At 62.3% G+C, this 17,572-nt stretch carries 14 protein-coding genes; 12 read left to right on the forward strand and 2 right to left on the reverse strand.

From position 1 onward, the window contains the following. Window positions 1-11: 11 nt before the first annotated feature. The 4 genes from rbfA (at window position 12) to pnp (ending at window position 3,888) form a co-directional block, all read left to right on the forward strand. The gene (gene rbfA / locus CK501_RS14825; protein WP_095618524.1) at window positions 12-428 is read left to right on the forward strand and encodes a 30S ribosome-binding factor RbfA; all 417 of its coding nucleotides are present in this window, start codon (window positions 12-14) and stop codon (window positions 426-428) included. Continuing rightward, window positions 425-1,342, forward strand: coding sequence for a tRNA pseudouridine(55) synthase TruB (gene truB, locus CK501_RS14830; RefSeq protein ID WP_095618525.1), 918 nt, complete (start codon window positions 425-427; stop codon window positions 1,340-1,342). Before rbfA ends, truB begins: the two co-directional genes overlap by 4 nt. Window positions 1,343-1,415: 73 nt before the next feature. After that, entirely contained in the window at window positions 1,416-1,685 is a 270-nt protein-coding gene (gene rpsO, locus CK501_RS14835; RefSeq protein ID WP_095618526.1) for a 30S ribosomal protein S15, read from the forward strand. A gap of 79 nt (window positions 1,686-1,764) precedes the next feature. Further along, window positions 1,765-3,888, forward strand: coding sequence for a polyribonucleotide nucleotidyltransferase (gene pnp / locus CK501_RS14840; RefSeq protein WP_095618527.1), 2,124 nt, complete (start codon window positions 1,765-1,767; stop codon window positions 3,886-3,888). 243 nt (window positions 3,889-4,131) lie between these two features. Here pnp and lon read toward each other — a convergent pair whose 3' ends face one another. Next, window positions 4,132-6,579: an endopeptidase La gene (gene lon / locus CK501_RS14845; protein ID WP_095618528.1), complete on the reverse strand. Its 2,448-nt coding sequence runs from the start codon at window positions 6,577-6,579 to the stop codon at window positions 4,132-4,134. Between the two features lie 151 nt (window positions 6,580-6,730). On the opposite strand from lon, the gene CK501_RS14850 reads away from it, so the two are divergent. From CK501_RS14850 to CK501_RS14875, 6 genes are all read left to right on the forward strand, one after another. After that, a complete protein-coding gene (locus tag CK501_RS14850; RefSeq protein ID WP_095618529.1) occupies window positions 6,731-7,594 on the forward strand; it encodes a thioredoxin family protein in 864 nt (287 codons plus the stop codon). A 190-nt stretch (window positions 7,595-7,784) separates the two neighbouring features. Beyond that, a complete protein-coding gene (locus CK501_RS14855; protein ID WP_095618530.1) occupies window positions 7,785-8,264 on the forward strand; it encodes a DUF3015 domain-containing protein in 480 nt (159 codons plus the stop codon). 67 nt (window positions 8,265-8,331) lie between these two features. Further along, window positions 8,332-10,158 carry an Lnb N-terminal periplasmic domain-containing protein gene (locus tag CK501_RS14860; RefSeq protein ID WP_095618531.1) on the forward strand — a complete coding sequence of 609 codons (1,827 nt, stop codon included), beginning with the start codon at window positions 8,332-8,334 and terminating at the stop codon, window positions 10,156-10,158. Then, complete coding sequence (locus CK501_RS14865) at window positions 10,137-10,967, forward strand: alpha/beta hydrolase (RefSeq protein WP_095618532.1); 831 nt, start codon at window positions 10,137-10,139, stop codon at window positions 10,965-10,967. The genes CK501_RS14860 and CK501_RS14865 overlap by 22 nt, the downstream gene beginning before the upstream one ends. Before the next feature lie 55 nt (window positions 10,968-11,022). Beyond that, complete coding sequence (locus CK501_RS14870) at window positions 11,023-11,547, forward strand: GNAT family N-acetyltransferase (RefSeq protein WP_095618533.1); 525 nt, start codon at window positions 11,023-11,025, stop codon at window positions 11,545-11,547. Continuing rightward, a complete protein-coding gene (locus CK501_RS14875; protein WP_095618534.1) occupies window positions 11,547-12,050 on the forward strand; it encodes a hypothetical protein in 504 nt (167 codons plus the stop codon). The genes CK501_RS14870 and CK501_RS14875 overlap by 1 nt, the downstream gene beginning before the upstream one ends. A 16-nt stretch (window positions 12,051-12,066) precedes the next feature. Here the strand turns inward: CK501_RS14875 and CK501_RS14880 are convergent, their stop codons facing one another. Further along, the gene (locus tag CK501_RS14880) at window positions 12,067-12,642 is read right to left on the reverse strand and encodes a hypothetical protein (protein ID WP_095618535.1); all 576 of its coding nucleotides are present in this window, start codon (window positions 12,640-12,642) and stop codon (window positions 12,067-12,069) included. A gap of 194 nt (window positions 12,643-12,836) precedes the next feature. On the opposite strand from CK501_RS14880, the gene aceE reads away from it, so the two are divergent. Beyond that, window positions 12,837-15,503, forward strand: coding sequence for a pyruvate dehydrogenase (acetyl-transferring), homodimeric type (aceE, locus tag CK501_RS14885; RefSeq protein WP_095618536.1), 2,667 nt, complete (start codon window positions 12,837-12,839; stop codon window positions 15,501-15,503). Between the two features lie 27 nt (window positions 15,504-15,530). Then, a complete protein-coding gene (aceF, locus tag CK501_RS14890) occupies window positions 15,531-17,231 on the forward strand; it encodes a dihydrolipoyllysine-residue acetyltransferase (protein WP_095618537.1) in 1,701 nt (566 codons plus the stop codon). Window positions 17,232-17,572: the final 341 nt, after the last annotated feature.

The following is a 17,572-nucleotide window of genomic DNA, read 5'->3' on the forward strand; positions in this document are numbered from 1 at the left end:
CGGGAGTACTCATGCCGCGTGAATTCAGTCGTGCCGATCGGGTTGCCGACCAGATCCAGCGGGAGCTGGCGCAGCTGATCCAGCGGGAGGTCAAGGACCCCCGCCTGGGTATGATCAACATCAGTGAGGTGCGGGTAACCCGGGACTTCGGTTACGCGGATATCTACATCACGCTGCTGAGCACCGAGGAACTGGACGAGAACAGCGAAGAGGTCCAGACCAGCCTGGAGGTTCTGCAACGGGCCTCCGGCTTCCTGCGGGGGCATCTGGGGAAATCCATGCGTCTGCGTGTGGTGCCCCAGCTGCGTTTCCGGTTTGACCGGCTTGCCGGCCAGAGCCGCCATATGGAATCACTGATCCGCAAGGCGGTGGCCAGTGACGAGCGCCGGAACGACGGGGATGACCCGGAGGACGGAGGCGGAGCTTGAGCCGCAGACGCCGCGGGGATGACATCAACGGCGTACTGGTACTCGACAAGCCCGCTGGGATGACCTCCAACGCCGCACTCCAGCAGATCCGGCGCCTTCTCAATGCTGCCCGGGCGGGGCACACCGGTGCCCTGGACCCGCTTGCAACCGGTGTTCTGCCACTCTGCTTCGGTGAGGCGACGAAGTTCGCCCAGCAGTTGCTGGAAGCGGACAAGACCTACCGCACCGTCGCCAGGCTCGGCCAGCGCACAACCACCAGTGATGCGGATGGCGAGATTGTCCAGGAGAGGGCGCTACCGTCAGTCCTGGATGCAGAAGCCGTGGAGTCCGTTCTGGCGAGGTTCCGGGGGGCGATTGAGCAGGTGCCCTCCATGTATTCCGCTCTCAAGTACCAGGGCCGGCCGCTCTACGAGTATGCCCGGGAGGGGCGAACCGTGCCTCGCGAGGCGCGGCCCATCCGTATTGATGAGCTGACGGTGCTGCGTCTTGAGGGGGATGAGCTGGAGCTGCGTGTGCGCTGCAGCAAGGGGACCTATATCCGGACCCTGGTGGATGATATTGGCGAGGCACTGGGGTGTGGGGCCCATGTGGCGGCGCTTCGCCGCGAGCAGGCCGGTCCCTTTGCGCTGACCCAGGCGTTGACCCTGGATGGCCTTGAGGCGATGGGGCGTACAGCAGCCCGGGAGTGGCTGCAGGCCGCGGATGTGCTGCTTTCAGACCTGCCGTCCACTGTTCTGGATAGCGCCCGGGCCGTATCGATTTCCAACGGCCAGGCTGTTACCATATCGCCCTCTGAATCCACGGTTGACGGCCCCTGTCGGCTGTACGATCCGGATGGACGCTTCCTCGGCCTTGCAGAAGGCTCGGGGGAGATCATAAGACCCCGGCGGCTGATGCGCACCGGGGCGCAGTAAGCATACGGTCGGGCTGTAGATATGCGCGGTCCGCTCCGTTTTCATTCAAAGCATATTCAGGAGAAATCAGAAAATGGCACTGACCAACGAAGAAAAGCAGAAGATCGTTCAGGATTACCAGCGCGCCGAGGGCGACACCGGTTCCCCCGAAGTACAGATTGCGCTGCTGACCCACAACATCGTGAAGCTGCAGGATCACTTCAAGGACAACAAGCAGGATCACCACTCGCGTCGCGGGCTGATCCGGATGGTCAACCAGCGCCGTAAGCTACTGGACTACCTCAAGCGCAAGAACGCGGATCGCTACGTTGAGATGATCCGCAGCCTTGAGCTCAGGCGCTAACGGTCAAAAACATTCTCGGCCAGACCCTCGGGTCTGGCCGTTTTGGTTCTGAACAACGAACGTCTGGAAAGGAGCAATTGTGAATCCAGTCAAGAAAACCTTCGAATTCGCAGGGTCCACCGTTACCCTCGAGACCGGTCGCATCGCGCGGCAGGCCACCAGCGCCGTCCTGGTCACCATGGACGACACCTCCGTTCTGGTTACCGTCATGGCGGACAAGGAACCGAGCCCGATGCCGTTCTTCCCGCTGGCGGTCCATTACGTTGAGAAGACCTACGCCGTGGGCAAGATCCCCGGTGGTTTCCTCAAGCGGGAAGGTCCTCTGTCGGAAAAGGAAACCCTGACCTCGCGCCTGATCGACCGGCCCATCCGGCCGCTGTTCAAGGACGGCTTCAAGCACGAGACCCAGGTGATCTGCACCGTCATGTCCTCGAACAAGAACGTGGACCCGGACATTCCGGCCATGATCGGGGCGTCGGCGGCGCTGTCCATTTCCGGGCTGCCCTTTGAGGGGCCGATCGGCGGCGCGCGCGTTGGCTTCACGGATGAGGAGGGCTACTTCCTGAATCCGACCTACGAGAAGCTCGAGGAAAGCCGGCTCAACATGGTCGTGGCCGGCACCAGGGACGCCGTGCTGATGGTCGAATCCGAAGCGGACCGCCTGACCGAGGACCAGATGCTGGGTGCGGTGCTCTTCGCCCACAACGAGATGCAGACTGCGATCCAGGGCATCAATGAGTTCGTTGAGGATGTGAAGCCGACCTCCTGGAACTGGGAAGCCGAGCCCGAGAAGACCGAGCTGAAGGATCGCATCAGGGAGCAGTTCGGCAGCGAGATTGAGGCCGCCTACCAGGTCAAGGACAAGCTTGAGCGCCAGGAGACGCTGGGCGAGCTGAAGAACCGTGTGCTCGAAGCACTGGCGTCTGACGAAGAAGGTGGCGAACCCACCGAGAATGACGTGAAGGAATACTTCGGCAAGGTCGAGAAGGAAATCGTGCGTGGGCGCATCCTGCGTAACGAGCCGCGTATCGACGGACGTGACAACAACACGGTGCGCCCCATCGACGTGGAGGTCGGGCTGCTGCCCAATGCCCACGGTTCGGCACTGTTCACCCGTGGCGAAACCCAGGCGATCGTGACCACGACCCTGGGCACCGCCCGTGATGCCAAGATCGTGGATTCCCTCAAGGGCGAGAGCCGCGACCCCTTCCTGTTCCATTACAACTTTCCGTCCTACTCCGTGGGCGAGACCGGTCGCATGGGTCCCCCGGGGCGCCGTGAGATCGGTCATGGCCGGCTGGCGCGCCGTGGTGTCCAGGCGATCATGCCCAAGCATGATGATTTCCCCTACACCATCCGCTGTGTCTCCGAGATCACCGAATCCAACGGCTCCAGCTCCATGGCTTCCGTCTGCGGCAGCAGTCTTGCGCTGATGGACGCCGGTGTGCCGGTTAAATCGCCCGTGGGCGGTATCGCGATGGGCCTGGTGAAAGAGGGCGAGGATTTCGCCGTCCTGACCGACATCCTGGGCGACGAGGACCACCTCGGCGACATGGACTTCAAGGTGGCGGGTACACCGGAAGCGGTGACTGCCCTGCAGATGGACATCAAGATCGCCGGGATCACCGAGGAGATCATGGAGATCGCCCTGCAGCGTGCCTATGAGGCCCGGCAGCATATCCTTGGCGAGATGGCCAAGGTCATTTCCGAGTCGCGCTCGGACGTTGCCCAGAATGCGCCCAAGATGCACACCATGCACATCGACTCCGAGAAGATCCGCGATGTGATTGGCAAGGGTGGCGCCACCATCCGCTCGCTCTGCGAGGAAACCGGTGCCTCCATCGATATCGAGGACGATGGCACGGTCAAGATCTACGCGGAGAACTCCGAGCAGGTCGAGAAGGCCACGTTCCGTATCATGGAACTTACCGCCGACGTAGAGGTGGATCGAGTCTACCGTGGTCGGGTGGAGCGCATCGTGGACTTCGGTGCCTTCGTCAATCTGCTGCCCGGTAAGGATGGCCTGGTGCACATCAGCCAGATCGCCGACCGGCGCATTGAGAGTGTCCGCGAGGAGCTCACCGAGGGCCAGGAAGTGCTGGTCAAGGTGCTGGACGTGGACCAGCGTGGCCGCGTCAAGCTGAGCATGAAGGAGGTCACGGGCGATGAAGAGCCGGTGGACTTCCGTCTGCCCGGCGAGTAGTCATCAGCGACCACGGCGCCTTCGGGCGCCGGCCCTGATATCCGAAAAAAGGGTGGCTCCGGCCACCCTTTTTTTCTGTGTGCGTATCAGTCGCGCATAAAAAAGGCCACCGCGTGGGTGGCCAATGGGCTCTACTCAGATGACAGGAATTCTGAGGATCGGATGCGCCGCAACCGATAATTCATAGTCTAGTTCCCACAGCTCAGGGCGCTATAGCGGTTTGTCCGTACGTGCTACAACGGATCAGTGCGCCCTCCGCCGTGGTGAATCCTCAAAGCACACCCGGTAAACATCGGTGTACTCCTTGGCGAAGTGCACCTCCATACCTTCCTTCAGGTAATCCGGAAGTTCCTCGTAATCGCCCCGGTTGGCTTCCGGCAGGATCAGGGTGTTGATCTTCTGGCGCCGGGCGGCGATCACTTTCTCGCGGATGCCGCCCACGGCCAGCACCTGCCCGGTCAGCGTCAGCTCCCCGGTCATGGCCAGTGTCCTGTGGGGCGCCTCGTTGCGTGCCAGTGACAGCAGCGCCGTGGCCATGGTCACGCCAGCACTGGGGCCGTCCTTGGGTGTGGCCCCTTCCGGTACGTGCAGGTGAATGTAGGACTGGTCGAAGAATTCCGGATCGCCCTTGTACTGCTTGAGGTGGGACGAAACGAAACTGTGGGCGATGGAGGCGGACTCCTTCATCACATCGCCCAGCTGGCCCGTGAGCGTGAAGCCGCGGTTCTGGCTGTGAATGCGTGAGGCCTCAACTCCCATGGTGGCACCGCCCATGGCGGTCCAGGCCAGGCCGGTCACCACACCCACGCCGCGCAGTGCCTTTTCCTTGCGGAACCAGGGTTGGCCCAGGTAATCGGGCAGGTCCTTCACGCCCACCCGGATCGGGCTCTGTTCCGCCTCTTCGGACTCAACCATGCGGACAATGCCCTTGCGCACGATCTTGTGCAGCTGCTTCTCCAGGTTCCGCACGCCGGCCTCGCGCGCATAGCCTTCGACCACCTGGCGTATGGCGCCGTCGGTAATGTCCAGCTGCTTCTTCTTCAGCCCGGCCCGCTTGAGCAGCTTGGGCAGCAGGTGGTGCTTGGCGATGTCCACCTTCTCATCGGTGATGTAGCCGGAGAGCCGGATGGTGTCCATGCGGTCAAGCAGCGCCTGGGGAATGGTATCCAGCTGGTTGGCGGTACAGATGAACAGTACCTTGGAGAGATCAATCCTCAGGTCGAGGTAATGGTCCAGGAATTCGCTGTTCTGCTCCGGGTCCAGGCTCTCCAGCAGCGCCGAGGCCGGGTCGCCCATGAAGGAGTTGCCGATCTTGTCGATCTCGTCGAGCATGATCACGGGGTTGTTGGTGCCTACTTCCTTGAGCGCCTGGACGAACTTGCCGGGCATCGCCCCGATGTAGGTGCGCCGGTGGCCCTTGATCTCGGCCTCGTCGCGCATGCCCCCCAGCGAGAAACGGTAGAACTCGCGGCCCAGGGCACTGGCCACGGACTTGCCGATGGACGTTTTGCCAACCCCCGGCGGACCCACCAGCAGCAGGATGGAGCCGGAGATCTCGCCCTTGAAGGTGCCCTCGGCCAGGAACTCCAGGATGCGATCCTTGATGTCGTCCAGCCCGTCGTGGTCGCGGTTGAGGACCCGCCGCGCCTCCTTCAGGTCCAGCTTGTCCTGGGAATGCTGGCCCCAGGGCATCTGGGTCAGCCAGTCCAGGTAGTTGCGGGTGGTGCCGTATTCCGGAGACCCCTGCTCCAGCACCTGGAACTTTTCGATCTCGTCCTCGAAGCGTTCCTGTACGTTTTCCGGAAGCGACTTCTCCGCCATGCGCTCGCGGAACATGTCCACGTCGGCCGTCTTGTCGTCCTTGGCAATGCCGAGTTCGCGCTGGATGATCTTGAGCTGCTCGCGCAGGAAGAACTCGCGCTGGTGTTTCTGCACGCGCTCGTTCACCTCCTCGGTGATCTCCGCCTGCATCTGGGCCACTTCGTGTTCCTTGCGCAGCAGCAGGAGCACCTTTTCCAGGCGGTTGAGCAGCGGCACGGTATTCAGTATGTCCTGCAACTCCGAGCCGCGGGCGCTGGTAATGGCAGCGCCGAAGTCCGCAAGCGGGGAGCTGTCATCCGGCCCGAATCGGGACAGGTAGTGCTTCACCTCTTCGCCGTAGAGGGGGTTGGTGCGCAGCAGCTCCTTGATGGAACTGATGATGGCCAGCGTATAGGCCTTGACCTGCTCGTGGTCCTCGGCCGGCTCCTCGGGGTAGCTGACCTCCGCCAGGTACGGGGGCTCCCGGCGCAGCCAGTGATCAATGCGGAAGCGGCGGATGCCCTGGGCGATGAACTGGACCTTGCCGTCCTCGCGGTGGACATGGTGAACCCGTACCGCGCAGCCCATGGTGGCCAGCTGCTCCGGTGCAGGCAGGTCCTCATCATTCCCGTTCCCGTCGGCCTCGTTCTCGACAAAGCACAGCCCCACCGTCATGTGGCTGGTGTTGTCCAGCCGCTGAAGGGTCTCGTCCCAGGGATCCTGGTTCAGAACCACGGGCTGCACCTGGGCCGGCAGAAACGGCCGCCCGGATAGCGGCATGATGTAGAGCCGCTTCGGGAGCACCTGATAGGGCAGGGCGAGGCCGCTGCCACTGCCACCCTGGCCGTTGTCATCCCTGCCGATGTATTCGATTGCGTCGCTGTCCGTCATGGTCCCCCTTTCCAGTCACCAAACACCATTGTTCCCGCAGACATGATGTCTGAATTCCGCAAATCAAGGGGCGGGATCGGGTTGAACAACCCGCTGCGGATCCCCATCTAGGGCGACAGTACGGACCACCGCCAATACAGGATCCACCATTATGAGTAATTCCGAGTTCATTTTTGATGCCACACTCGAGAACTTCCAGCAGAAGGTGCTGGAAGCGTCCATGAACACGACGGTGGTGATTGATGTCTGGGCCGAGTGGTGCCAGCCCTGCAAGCAGCTCACACCCATCCTGGAAAAACTGGCCGAGGAGTACCGGGGCGCCTTTGTCCTGGCGAAAGTCAATGCCGAGGAGCAGCAGGAACTGGCGGGGCATCTGGGGGTACAGAGCCTGCCCAACGTCAAGATCGTGAAGCAGGGCCAGTTGCTGGATGAATTCAATGGGGCGCTGCCGGAAGGCGATATCCGCGAGAAGCTGGACCAGCATGTGGATGCGCCGCCGGAAAGCGACCAGGAGAAGGCAAGGCGCCTCTGGTCCGAGGGCCAGCTTGAGGAAGCGGAGGCCGTGCTGATCCGGATGAACCAGCAGAACCCCGAGGATTATGACGTGCTGATCGACCTGGCCCGCCTGAGGCTGGAACAGGGGCAGGTGGAAGAGGCGCGCGCCATCTATGAGAGCCTGCCCGGGGAAGAGCGCCTCAAGCCTGGTGCCAAGCAGCTGGAAGCCCGGTTCGAGTTCGAGGAGCAGGCGCGAGATATTCCACCCGTGGCGGAGCTCCAGGCCCGCCTGAAAGAAGAACCCTCAGACGTGGCCGCGATGAACCAGCTGGCCACCCACGGCATCATGGCCGGTGACTACGAGGCCGCTATGGAGCTGCTGCTGAAATCGGTTCAGACCGAGAAGGATTTCCAGGACGGTGCAGCCAAGAACACGCTCATCAAACTGTTCGATCTGCTGGGCAATGAGAACCAGCTGGTCCGGCAGTACCGGCGGCGCCTGTTTGCCATGATGTACTGACCGGCACGGGAAGGTCCCGACCGGGTCGTCGGATTAACAGAAGGCTTCGGGAACGGTTACTTGGTTGTCATGGCGTCGGATAGGGCTTATCTTTCCATAAGCCCCAGATGACAGACATGGGGCAAGAGGATCGGACCACGCCGTGGTCGGTCTGCTATCAAGGAAGTGAACAACCAAGTGGAGATTCAAAATGAGGAAAACACTGTTAGCAGCAGCGCTGGTCGCAACCTCTTTCGGTGCCCAGGCAAGTGCGCCCGGCGGTTCCGGCTGTGGCTGGGGCAACATGCTGTTTGAAGGCAACAACGGCATGCCGATGCACCTTCTCGCAACCCTGGTGAACGGTACTTCCGGTAACCGGACCTTCGGCATCACCTCCGGCACCAACGGCTGTGATACCAGTGGCGCACTCTCCTATCATGGCGAGAACATGCTGGCCCAGGCCGGGGTTATGGAAGAAGTGGCGCAGGACATGGCCGTGGGCGACGGCGAAGCCCTGACAGCGCTTTCCGTCTCCATGGGTATCCCGGCCGAAGAGCGTGAGCACTTCAAGAAGACCATGCACGAGAACTTCAGCACCATCTTCCCGAGTGAAGACGTGACCGCTGAAGAAGTCATGAGCAACATCCAGAACGTAATGAACCAGGACAAGCAGCTGGCAAGCCTCAGCTGATTGTTGCACCCCGCGCCCGCCCGGCTCCGTGCCGGGCGGTTGTTCCTTCCTCCCGGGCAAATCACTGATGAGATCAATAAATCTGGCACTGATACTGGTGCTGGCAGGTGCACCGTTATGGGCGCAAGCCACGCCTGGGGAGCTGGCGACGCATCCCCGCTGGAAGGCGCTTCTCCACATCAATGAGGGGACCACCTGGCGGTACCAGGGGCGCAGTTACATCGATGATCCGGAGTTCTTCCTGCACGAATCCGGTGCCACTGACGCTCATGCAGAGCTTGAGGCCAGCATTGAGCAGCTCAGGCCCGAGGGCAGCGAGGCACGCTGCGATTTTCCGGCACGCTACCGGTTTCTGGACCGGCAACTGGACTGGCCGGATGATGGCGGGCTGAGCCACTGCAGTGACTATCAGGAATGGCGGAGAGACATGCCCGGGGAGCGGGTGGCGCTGATCTTTCCCGCGTCCTACCTCAACAGTCCCTCCTCCATGTTCGGTCATACCCTGCTGCGCATTGACCGGGGCAACGATGAGGACGGGGTCTGGCTTTCCCGCGCCATCAACTTCGGTGCCACGGTGCAGGGTCAGGAGAACTCCATCCTCTACGTGTATCGGGGGCTTTTCGGGGGTTACCCCGGCTACTTCAGCAATGTGCCCTACATGAACAAGATCCGGGATTACGCCCATCTTGAGAACCGGGACATGTGGGAGTACCAGCTCAACCTTACCCAGGGCGAACGGGACTGGCTGCTTGCCCATCTCTGGGAGCTGGAGGACATTGAATTCGATTACCTGTTCCTGGACGAGAACTGCTCCTTCCGTTTGCTTGAACTGATCCATCTGGCGCGGCCGGAAAGCACCCTGATGGATGACTTCCGTTTTGCGGAGGTGCCGGCCAACACGGTGCGCTCACTGGACCGTGCCGGTTTCATCGAGTCGGTCGAGTACCGGCCCTCCAAGGCCAATGAGCTGGATGCACTGGTTGATCGCCTGAGTGCCGGCGAACAGGATCTGGCACTGGCGCTTGCCCGGGACGCCTCCGTGGCCGAGAAAGAAGCCTTCCAGGCATTGGCGCCCCGGAGCCAGAACCTGGTCGCCCGGGCGGCCTATGCCTATCTTCGCCTGCAGAACCGGGAGGGCGCGCGCAGCCAGGAAGTGGCCCAGCGTGGCCTTGCCCTGCTGCGGGTGGTGAACCGCACGCCCACTGTTTCCGGTGTCGACCCGGAGCGGCCCGTGTCGCCGGAGAAAGGCCATGGCACCAAGATGCTGGCCGCCGGTGGCGGCATGCTGGGGGATCGTGGGTTCGGGGAGCTGCAGGCGCGCTTCAGTTATCACGACTGGCTGGACAACCCGGAGGGCTATCTCAACGGGGCGGCGATTGAAGCCTTCGACGCCCGCATCCGCCGGACTGAGGGCGATGACCTGACCCTGGAGCAGCTGGATGTGGTCAATATCAAGTCCCTGGCGCCGCGCAACCGGTTCCGCAAACCGGTCTCCTGGTTCGTGAACGGTGGGCTGGATCGCCGCTTGATCGGCAGCAAGCGGCACCTGACCCGCCATATCCAGGGCGGCCCGGGTCTTGCCTGGGAAATGGGGTCCGTCATCCCCTACGCCTATGCCATGGCGAGGGCAGAGAACAACAGCGCGCATGATGTGCTGGTTTCCACGGCCGCCGGCGCCCGGGCCGGGGTGCTCTGGTATGCTGATGGTTTCCAGCTGGGGCTGGAGGCGGAAGGCCTGTACTATCACAACGACGACCGCCGCTATCGGCCTTCGGCCACCCTCAACGTGCCCGTGGGCCGCAACCATGCCCTGCGTGCCCGTGTTGAGCGGGACGGCGGACCGGACCGGGCTGAAACGGAGTTCCATCTCTCATGGCGCTATTACTTCGACTGATCCTTCTGCTGGCACTGCTTGGGCTGAGCGGTTGCAGCGGCCTTTTTTTCCAGCCCATGAGTGACTGGGTCCAGAACCCGGCGCGCCAGGGGCTGGATTACGAGGACATTGTCCTCATCCACCCGGATGGCCAGCGCATACACGGCTGGTGGCTGCCGTCCGCCACGGACGAGGTGCGCGGTACGGTGTATCACCTGCACGGCAATGCCCAGAACATCAGCACTCACCTGATGAACGTGGCCTGGCTGCCCGATCAGGGCTACCAGGTGTTGCTGATCGATTATCGGGGCTACGGCCTTTCCGAGGGTGAGCCGGATCTGGCTGGCGCCCGCAAGGATATCCAGCTGGGGCTGGACTGGCTCTACGCGGCGGATCGTGTGGACCCTCCGCTGGTGGTGTTCGGGCAGAGCCTGGGGGCGTCGCTGGCAACGGGGGTATTGGGCCGCGAGGATAACGCTGGCAAGGGCGACTGCGTCATCCTGGAGGCACCATTCACCAGCTATCAGACCATTACCCGGGATGTGATGCGCAAGAGCTGGGTGCTCTGGCCGTTCAGCTTTGTAGTAGCGCCGCTCATGCCGGATGAGGCCAATCCGATCGCACGTATCGGCGGCATTGCACCCCGGCCGCTTCTGATCATGCACAGCATCGACGATGGCATTATTCCGTTCGAGCATGGCCGGGCCCTGTACGAGGCGGCTGGTGAGCCGAAAACCTTCCAGCGCCTGAAGGGTGGGCACATCCAGAGTACCCAGGCGCAGGACGTACGCCAGCGCCTGCTGGACTTCATGGATGAGGACTGTTCCTAGCGCGGAAGCGCCCGTTTGGCTATGATCGTGATTCATTCGAGGGAGGTAGTACCTGATGTCCGAGATCCGTCCCGCGACGGGCCAGGATGTGCCCGCCATCCACAGTCTTGCGGAGCAATGGGTTCTCCAGGGGCTGAGCAGCGCGGAGGCGCGTGACTACGGGTTTCTGGTCTCCAACTTTACCCCCGCGGAGTACCGCCGGTTCACGCAGGTCGCCAACGCGTTCTATGTGTTTGAGCATGAGGGGCAGGTGGAGGCGTTCATACTGGCGCTCACCGATGATCGCATCAGCCCGGATGATCCCGTGAGCCTGTCGATCCATGACTATGACCCGGGTCCATTCCTGCTGATCAAGCAGATCTGCAGCCGGCGCGGCAGCAGCGTCCGGGGTGCCGCCACCGCGCTTTATCGCTTTGTGAGCGAAGAATTCAGTGGCCTGCCGCAGTACGCGGCTATTGTGCTTGAGCCTGAAAACACCCGTTCCATCGGATTCCATGAAAAGAGTGGTTTTACCCGCTGCTGCGAGCGGGATGCTCCTGATGGTCGCCAGCGTGGCATCTGGTGCAGGAGCGCCTCCTGATGGACGTGACACCGCCGGTGCAGCGCCGGAATGTGGAAGACAACCGGGTCGATATACTGGTCCACGAATTCTATGTCGCCTCGAGCCTCTACCTCCATGAGGATCAGCTCAACTGGCAGAAGCTGCATCACCTGCTCTACGTCAACGTGGGCCTGGGAGCGGTTGCCGGGTTTGCGCTGGAGAACGGGGCAGGGCCCGTGACCGCACTTGGTTCGGAAACAATCTTTGTGCTGCTGGGGGTGATCGGCATCCTGGTGGCGCTGGCTTTCGGCACGGCGCTTTGGTTCGGCACACTCTATCTCCAGAACCGCAAGGCGGCACTGGCTGCGCTGGAGGCCCATCTCGGGGAATACGGGGGCGAGGCGGTGGTCAACCTGCCTGCGCACCTGCAGATGATTTCCAGCCGGTTTGCGCGGGTCTCGCCAACCGTCTGGGTGCTGCGTCTGTTCCCCGTAATGCTGGCCCTGGTCTGGGCAGGGCTTGTGGTCACGGTGCTGCTGTGATGCCGGCGGCGCCTGCTCAGTCGAGGCTGCGCATCATGCGCCCCGAGCCAGTGAATTCCAGCCCGTAAAGGGTCTGGTTGAACCCGTCCCGGGAAATGGCCTGTTTCGGGAACCGGACCCCCTGCCACTGGATCTCCTGAACCCGCACATCAAAGTCCGTGTTGACCACGGGCCGCCCCTGAACGCTCTCGATGAAACTCTGGACCTGGTATTCCGGCGGGTTGATCACGATCAGGGTCTGGCCGTCGCTGGCCGGGCTCGGGATCGAGCGCTGACGTGGGACCGGGAAGTCCGGTTCCGGGAACACCAGAGACAGAATGTTCCGCTCATCCTCCACACGGCGGGAGGGGCGATTGGATTCAGTCGCCATCAGCCCCAGCGCCATGCTCACGCTGGCCTGCTCCCCGGCCGTCTGCTGGATGGGGGGCGCGTCGCCACCGGCAGCCGTAGGGCCGACAATATTGAGGACATTGCCGGCGTTGATGTGGATGCCACCCAATGCTGACTCGTCCATCATTTCCACCGCCTGGACGGAGCTGACCATGAGGGCACTGAGCAGGGCGGCCGCGAGGGTTTGGTGTCCCGTTTTCATGGCGGAGCTCCGGATCCATGGGAGAAGATATCTATACAAAGTGTAATATTTCGTTAAGAAAGGTCAATCATTGTTCAATTCCATAAGGGATATCCGTTACTGGGCTGTGACCAAATACACGCAATCTCTCTGCTATGAACTATGTTAGTGTCATGTGAAGCACGTCACGATGGACATGATGCAGGAGGGCCCTGATGCGCGAAGACGAGGATCCAGTCGAAACCCGGGAATGGCTGGAGGCACTGGAATCGGTTATTGAGTACGAGGGGGTTGAGAGGGCGGAGTACCTGCTTTCGAAACTCTCGGACAGGGCCACCCGCGCCGGCACCCCCATGCCCTATGCCATCACCACGCCCTTCCGCAACAGCATCCAGCCCACGGATGAGGCCCGCATGCCGGGTGATATGTTCATGGAACGCCGCATCCGCTCGCTGATCCGCTGGAACGCGCTGGTCATGGTGATGCGCGCCAACCTGAAGCCCGGCGACCTGGGCGGCCACATTTCCACCTTTTCCTCGGCCGCGACCCTCTACGACGTGGGCTTCAATTACTTCTTCCACGGTGGCGATGACAAGCGCGAACCGGACCTGATCTATTTCCAGGGCCACGCCGCCCCGGGCATCTACGCCCGCTCCTTCCTGGAAGGGCGGCTCAGCCAGGAGCAGCTTGACCACTACCGTCAGGACACCCTCGAGAACGGCATTTCCTCCTATCCCCATCCGTGGCTGATGCCGGACTACTGGCAGTTCCCCACCGTCTCCATGGGACTGGGCCCGATCCAGGCCATCTACCAGGCCCACATCATGAAGTACCTCCATAACCGGGAGCTGGTGGAAAGTGGTGACCGCAAGGTCTGGTGCTTCGTGGGCGACGGCGAATGCGACGAGCCTGAGACCCTGGGCGCCATCGGCCTGGCCGGGCGCGAGAACCTGGACAACCTCATCTTCGTGGTCAACTGCAACCTGCAGCGCCTCGACGGACCGGTTCGGGGCAACGGCAAGATCATCCAGGAGCTGGAGGGCATCTTCCGCGGTGCCGGCTGGAACGTGCTCAAGGTGGTCTGGGGCCGCCACTGGGATACGCTCTTTGAGAAAGACACCGAGGGCGTACTCCAGGAGGCTCTGGACCGCACCTGTGACGGTGAGCTCCAGAACTACCTGAGCCAGGGGCCGGCCTATACCCGCAAGCATTTCTTCGGCCAGACCCCGGAGCTGGCGGAGTTCGCAAAGAACCTCACCGATGAGGATATCCTGCAGCTCAATCGCGGTGGCCATGACCCCTACAAGGTCTACGCCGCCTATAACGAAGCGGTGAACAACAAGGGTCAGCCCACGGTCATTCTGGCGCACACCATCAAGGGCTACGGTTTCGGCAAGGGCGCGGAAGCACAGAACATCGCCCACCAGGTGAAGAAGCTGGACAAGGACGCGCTCAAAGCGTTCCGGGACCGTTTCGGCGTGCCGGTGAACGACGACGAACTCGACCAGCTGCCCTACTACCGCCCGGCGGCGGACAGCCCCGAAATGCAGTACATGCAGAAGCGCCGGCGTGAGCTCGGCGGCCACCTGCCGCGCCGGCGCCGTGACTCGAGCCCGCTCAAGATCCCCGAGCTCAAGACCTTCGACAAGCTGCTCGAAGGCACCGGTGAAAAAGAGATGTCCACGACCATGGCGTTCGTGCGCATGCTCACCATCCTGCTCAAGGACAAGCAGGTCGGCCAGCGTGTAGTCCCCATTGTGCCGGACGAGGCCCGGACCTTCGGGATCGAGGGGCTGTTCCGCCAGACCGGGATCTACACCTCCGAGGGCCAGAAGTACACGCCCGAGGACCGGGACCAGATCATGTACTACCGGGAGGACAAGAAAGGCCAGATCCTCCAGGAAGGCATCAACGAGGCGGGCGCCATGTCCGCCTGGATCGGCGCGGCCACCGCCTACAGCAACCACGACTACCCGCTGCTGCCGTTCTACATCTTCTACTCCATGTTCGGCTACCAGCGGGTAGGCGACCTGTGCTGGGCGGCTGGTGACATGCGTGCGCGCGGCTTCCTGCTGGGGGGCACCTCCGGGCGCACCACCCTCAACGGCGAGGGCCTCCAGCACCAGGACGGCCACGGCCTGATCCTGCACAACGTGGTGCCCAACTGCCTGACCTATGACCCGACCTTCGCCTATGAAGTCGCGGTGATCATCCAGGAAGGCATGCGCCGGATGTACCAGGAAAACGAAAGCATCTACTACTACATCACGCTGCTCAACGAGAACTACGCCCATCCGCCCATGCCGAAAGGGGCGGAGGAAGGCATCATCCGGGGGCTCTACCAGCTGGAAACCGTGAACGTCGCGGGCAAGGCGAAGGACAAGGCGCCCCGGGTCCAGCTGCTGGGCAGTGGCGCCATCCTCAACGAGGTGAGGGCGGCCGCGCAGATGCTGAAGGAGGAGTTCAAGGTGGGCTCCGACGTGTGGAGCGTGACCAGCTTCGGCGAGCTGGCCCGTGACGGCCAGCACGTCGCGCGCTGGAACCGCCTCCACCCGGACAAGAAAAACCGCACCTCCTGGGTGCACGACCAGCTTAAGGATCAGAAGGGGCCGGTGATTGCCTCCACGGACTATATCCGGCTGCAGTCCGAGCAGATCCGTGCCTTTGTGCCGGCCTCCTACCATGTGCTGGGCACCGATGGCTTCGGACGCTCCGATACCCGCTGGAACCTGCGATCCTTCTTCGAGGTGGACCGCTACCACGTGGTCACGGCCGCGCTGAACGCGCTGGCTGAGGAAGGCACCGTGGAGCAGGCCACGGTCATCGAGGCCATGAACCAGTACGGCATCGATGGCGACAAACCCAATCCAGCGTCCACCTGATCCGGCGGCAGAAGGAGACACGGCACTATGAGTGAACAGGAGATCCGGGTTCCCGAGCTGGGCGGAGCGGAATCGGTTGAGATTGTCGGGGTTCTGGTCAGTGTGGGCGATTCGGTGAACACCGAGGATCCACTGCTGGAGCTGGAATCCGACAAGGCCACTGTTGAGCTGCCGGCACCCGCGGCCGGAAAGATCACCCGTCTGGATGTGAAGGAAGGCGATTCCCTCAAGGAAGGGGATCTCGTAGGCATGATGGATACCGCCGAGGGTGGTGACTCAGGCGACAGCGAGCAGGCCGGGGATGACGCGGAATCGACAGGAGACGATAAGGCATCTGCAGGAGCGAGCTCCGCTCGCGATGGCGATGAACCCCAGAACGCAGATGCGGAAACCTCCGGCGGCGAACAGACCATCCAGGTCCCCGAACTCGGCGGTGCGGACTCGGTGGAGATCGTCAGCGTGCTCGTCAGCGTGGGCGATTCCGTCAATGCCGAGGATCCACTCCTCGAGCTGGAATCCGACAAGGCCACCGTCGAAATGCCGTCTCCCGCCACCGGAAAGATCACCCGTCTCGACGTGAAAGAGGGCGACTCCCTGAAGGAAGGCGATGTTGTCGGGATGATGGAAGTAGCAGGTGGTGGGGACGAAGGAGCGGGAAGCAAGGAACAAGGCACAGGCAGCAAGGCGCAGGGCGCGGCAGAGAGCGGCGCGCAGGAAGAAACTGTAGGAGCGGGCTCCGCTCGCGATAACACTGGCAGCCAGCAAGCAGCCTCCAGTCCGGCCCCGAGCCCCGAACCACCCTCTGCCGCCGAACCCTCCGGCAAACGTGTCCACGCCGGCCCCGCCGTACGCCGCATCGCGCGCGAGTTCGGCGCGGACCTGCAACAGATCAAGGGCAGCGGACCCAAGGGACGCATCCTCAAGGAAGACGTCCAGGCCTGGGTGCGCAACCAGCTTCAGTCCGGTGGCAGCAAGCCTGCCGGTGGTGGTGCCGGTATTCCAGAGGTGCCGCTGCCCGACTTCAGCCAGTTCGGCGAGGTCGAGCGCCGGTCCATGACCAAGATCCAGCGGCTGACGGCCCAGGGCATGCATCGCAGCTGGCTCAACGTGCCGCACGTCACCCAGTTCGAGAAGGCCGATATCACCGACCTGGAAGCCTTCCGCAAGGACCACAAGACCGAGGGCGAAAAGCGGGGCGTGAAAATGACGCTGCTGCCTTTCCTGATGAAGGCCTGTGCCCATGCGCTCACCACCTATCCGCAGTTCAACGTGTCACTGGATATGGCGAACGAGCAGATCATCCAGAAGCACTACTGCCACATCGGCATCGCTGTGGACACACCCAATGGCCTGGTGGTGCCGGTGATCCGGGATGTGGATCGCAAAAGTATCTGGCAGCTCGCGGAAGAAGCCCAGGAGCTGGCCGGCAAGGCTCGGGACAAGAAGCTCACCAACAACGACATGAGCGGTGCCTGTTTCACCATCACCAGCCTTGGGGGCATAGGCGGCACCGCGTTCACGCCGATCGTGAACTCGCCCGAAGTGGCGATTCTTGGCGCCTCAAAAGCCTCCATGGAGCCGGTCTGGGATGGCGCCCAGTTCCAGCCACGGCTGATGCTGCCGCTGTCGCTGTCCTACGACCACAGGGCTATCAATGGCGCGGACGCGGCGCGTTTCACAACCCTTCTGTCGAAGACCCTGGGGGACCTTAGGGAACTGCTGCTCTAGCCCCTTAAAGGGGCGCGGGTACCGGTCTGTGCGCTATCCTGGCGCAGTCCAGGGTATGCCAAGGCAGTTGGGTTTCTTGAAAAATGTCTCCATAAACATGCAATTATGAGTGCGAAAAAGATCTGGCATACTGCATGCAACTGACTGGTTACGAGGCCGGTCAGCCCTCTGGAGCGGGTTGAAAGCGGGGTGTGCTTTCCGGTCTCGCCCTTACGGAACCTGAGGAGGTGACCATGAAGCGTGCAACCAACCAGAGCCTGTTGTTTGAACTGACCGAAGCGTCCGAGCAGTCACTGGTCGAAGACCTGCATCAGTACTTCGACTGGGCGTATCTGAATAAC

Source organism: Halovibrio salipaludis (assembly GCF_002286965.1).
GTDB lineage: Bacteria > Pseudomonadota > Gammaproteobacteria > Pseudomonadales > Oleiphilaceae > Halospina > Halospina salipaludis.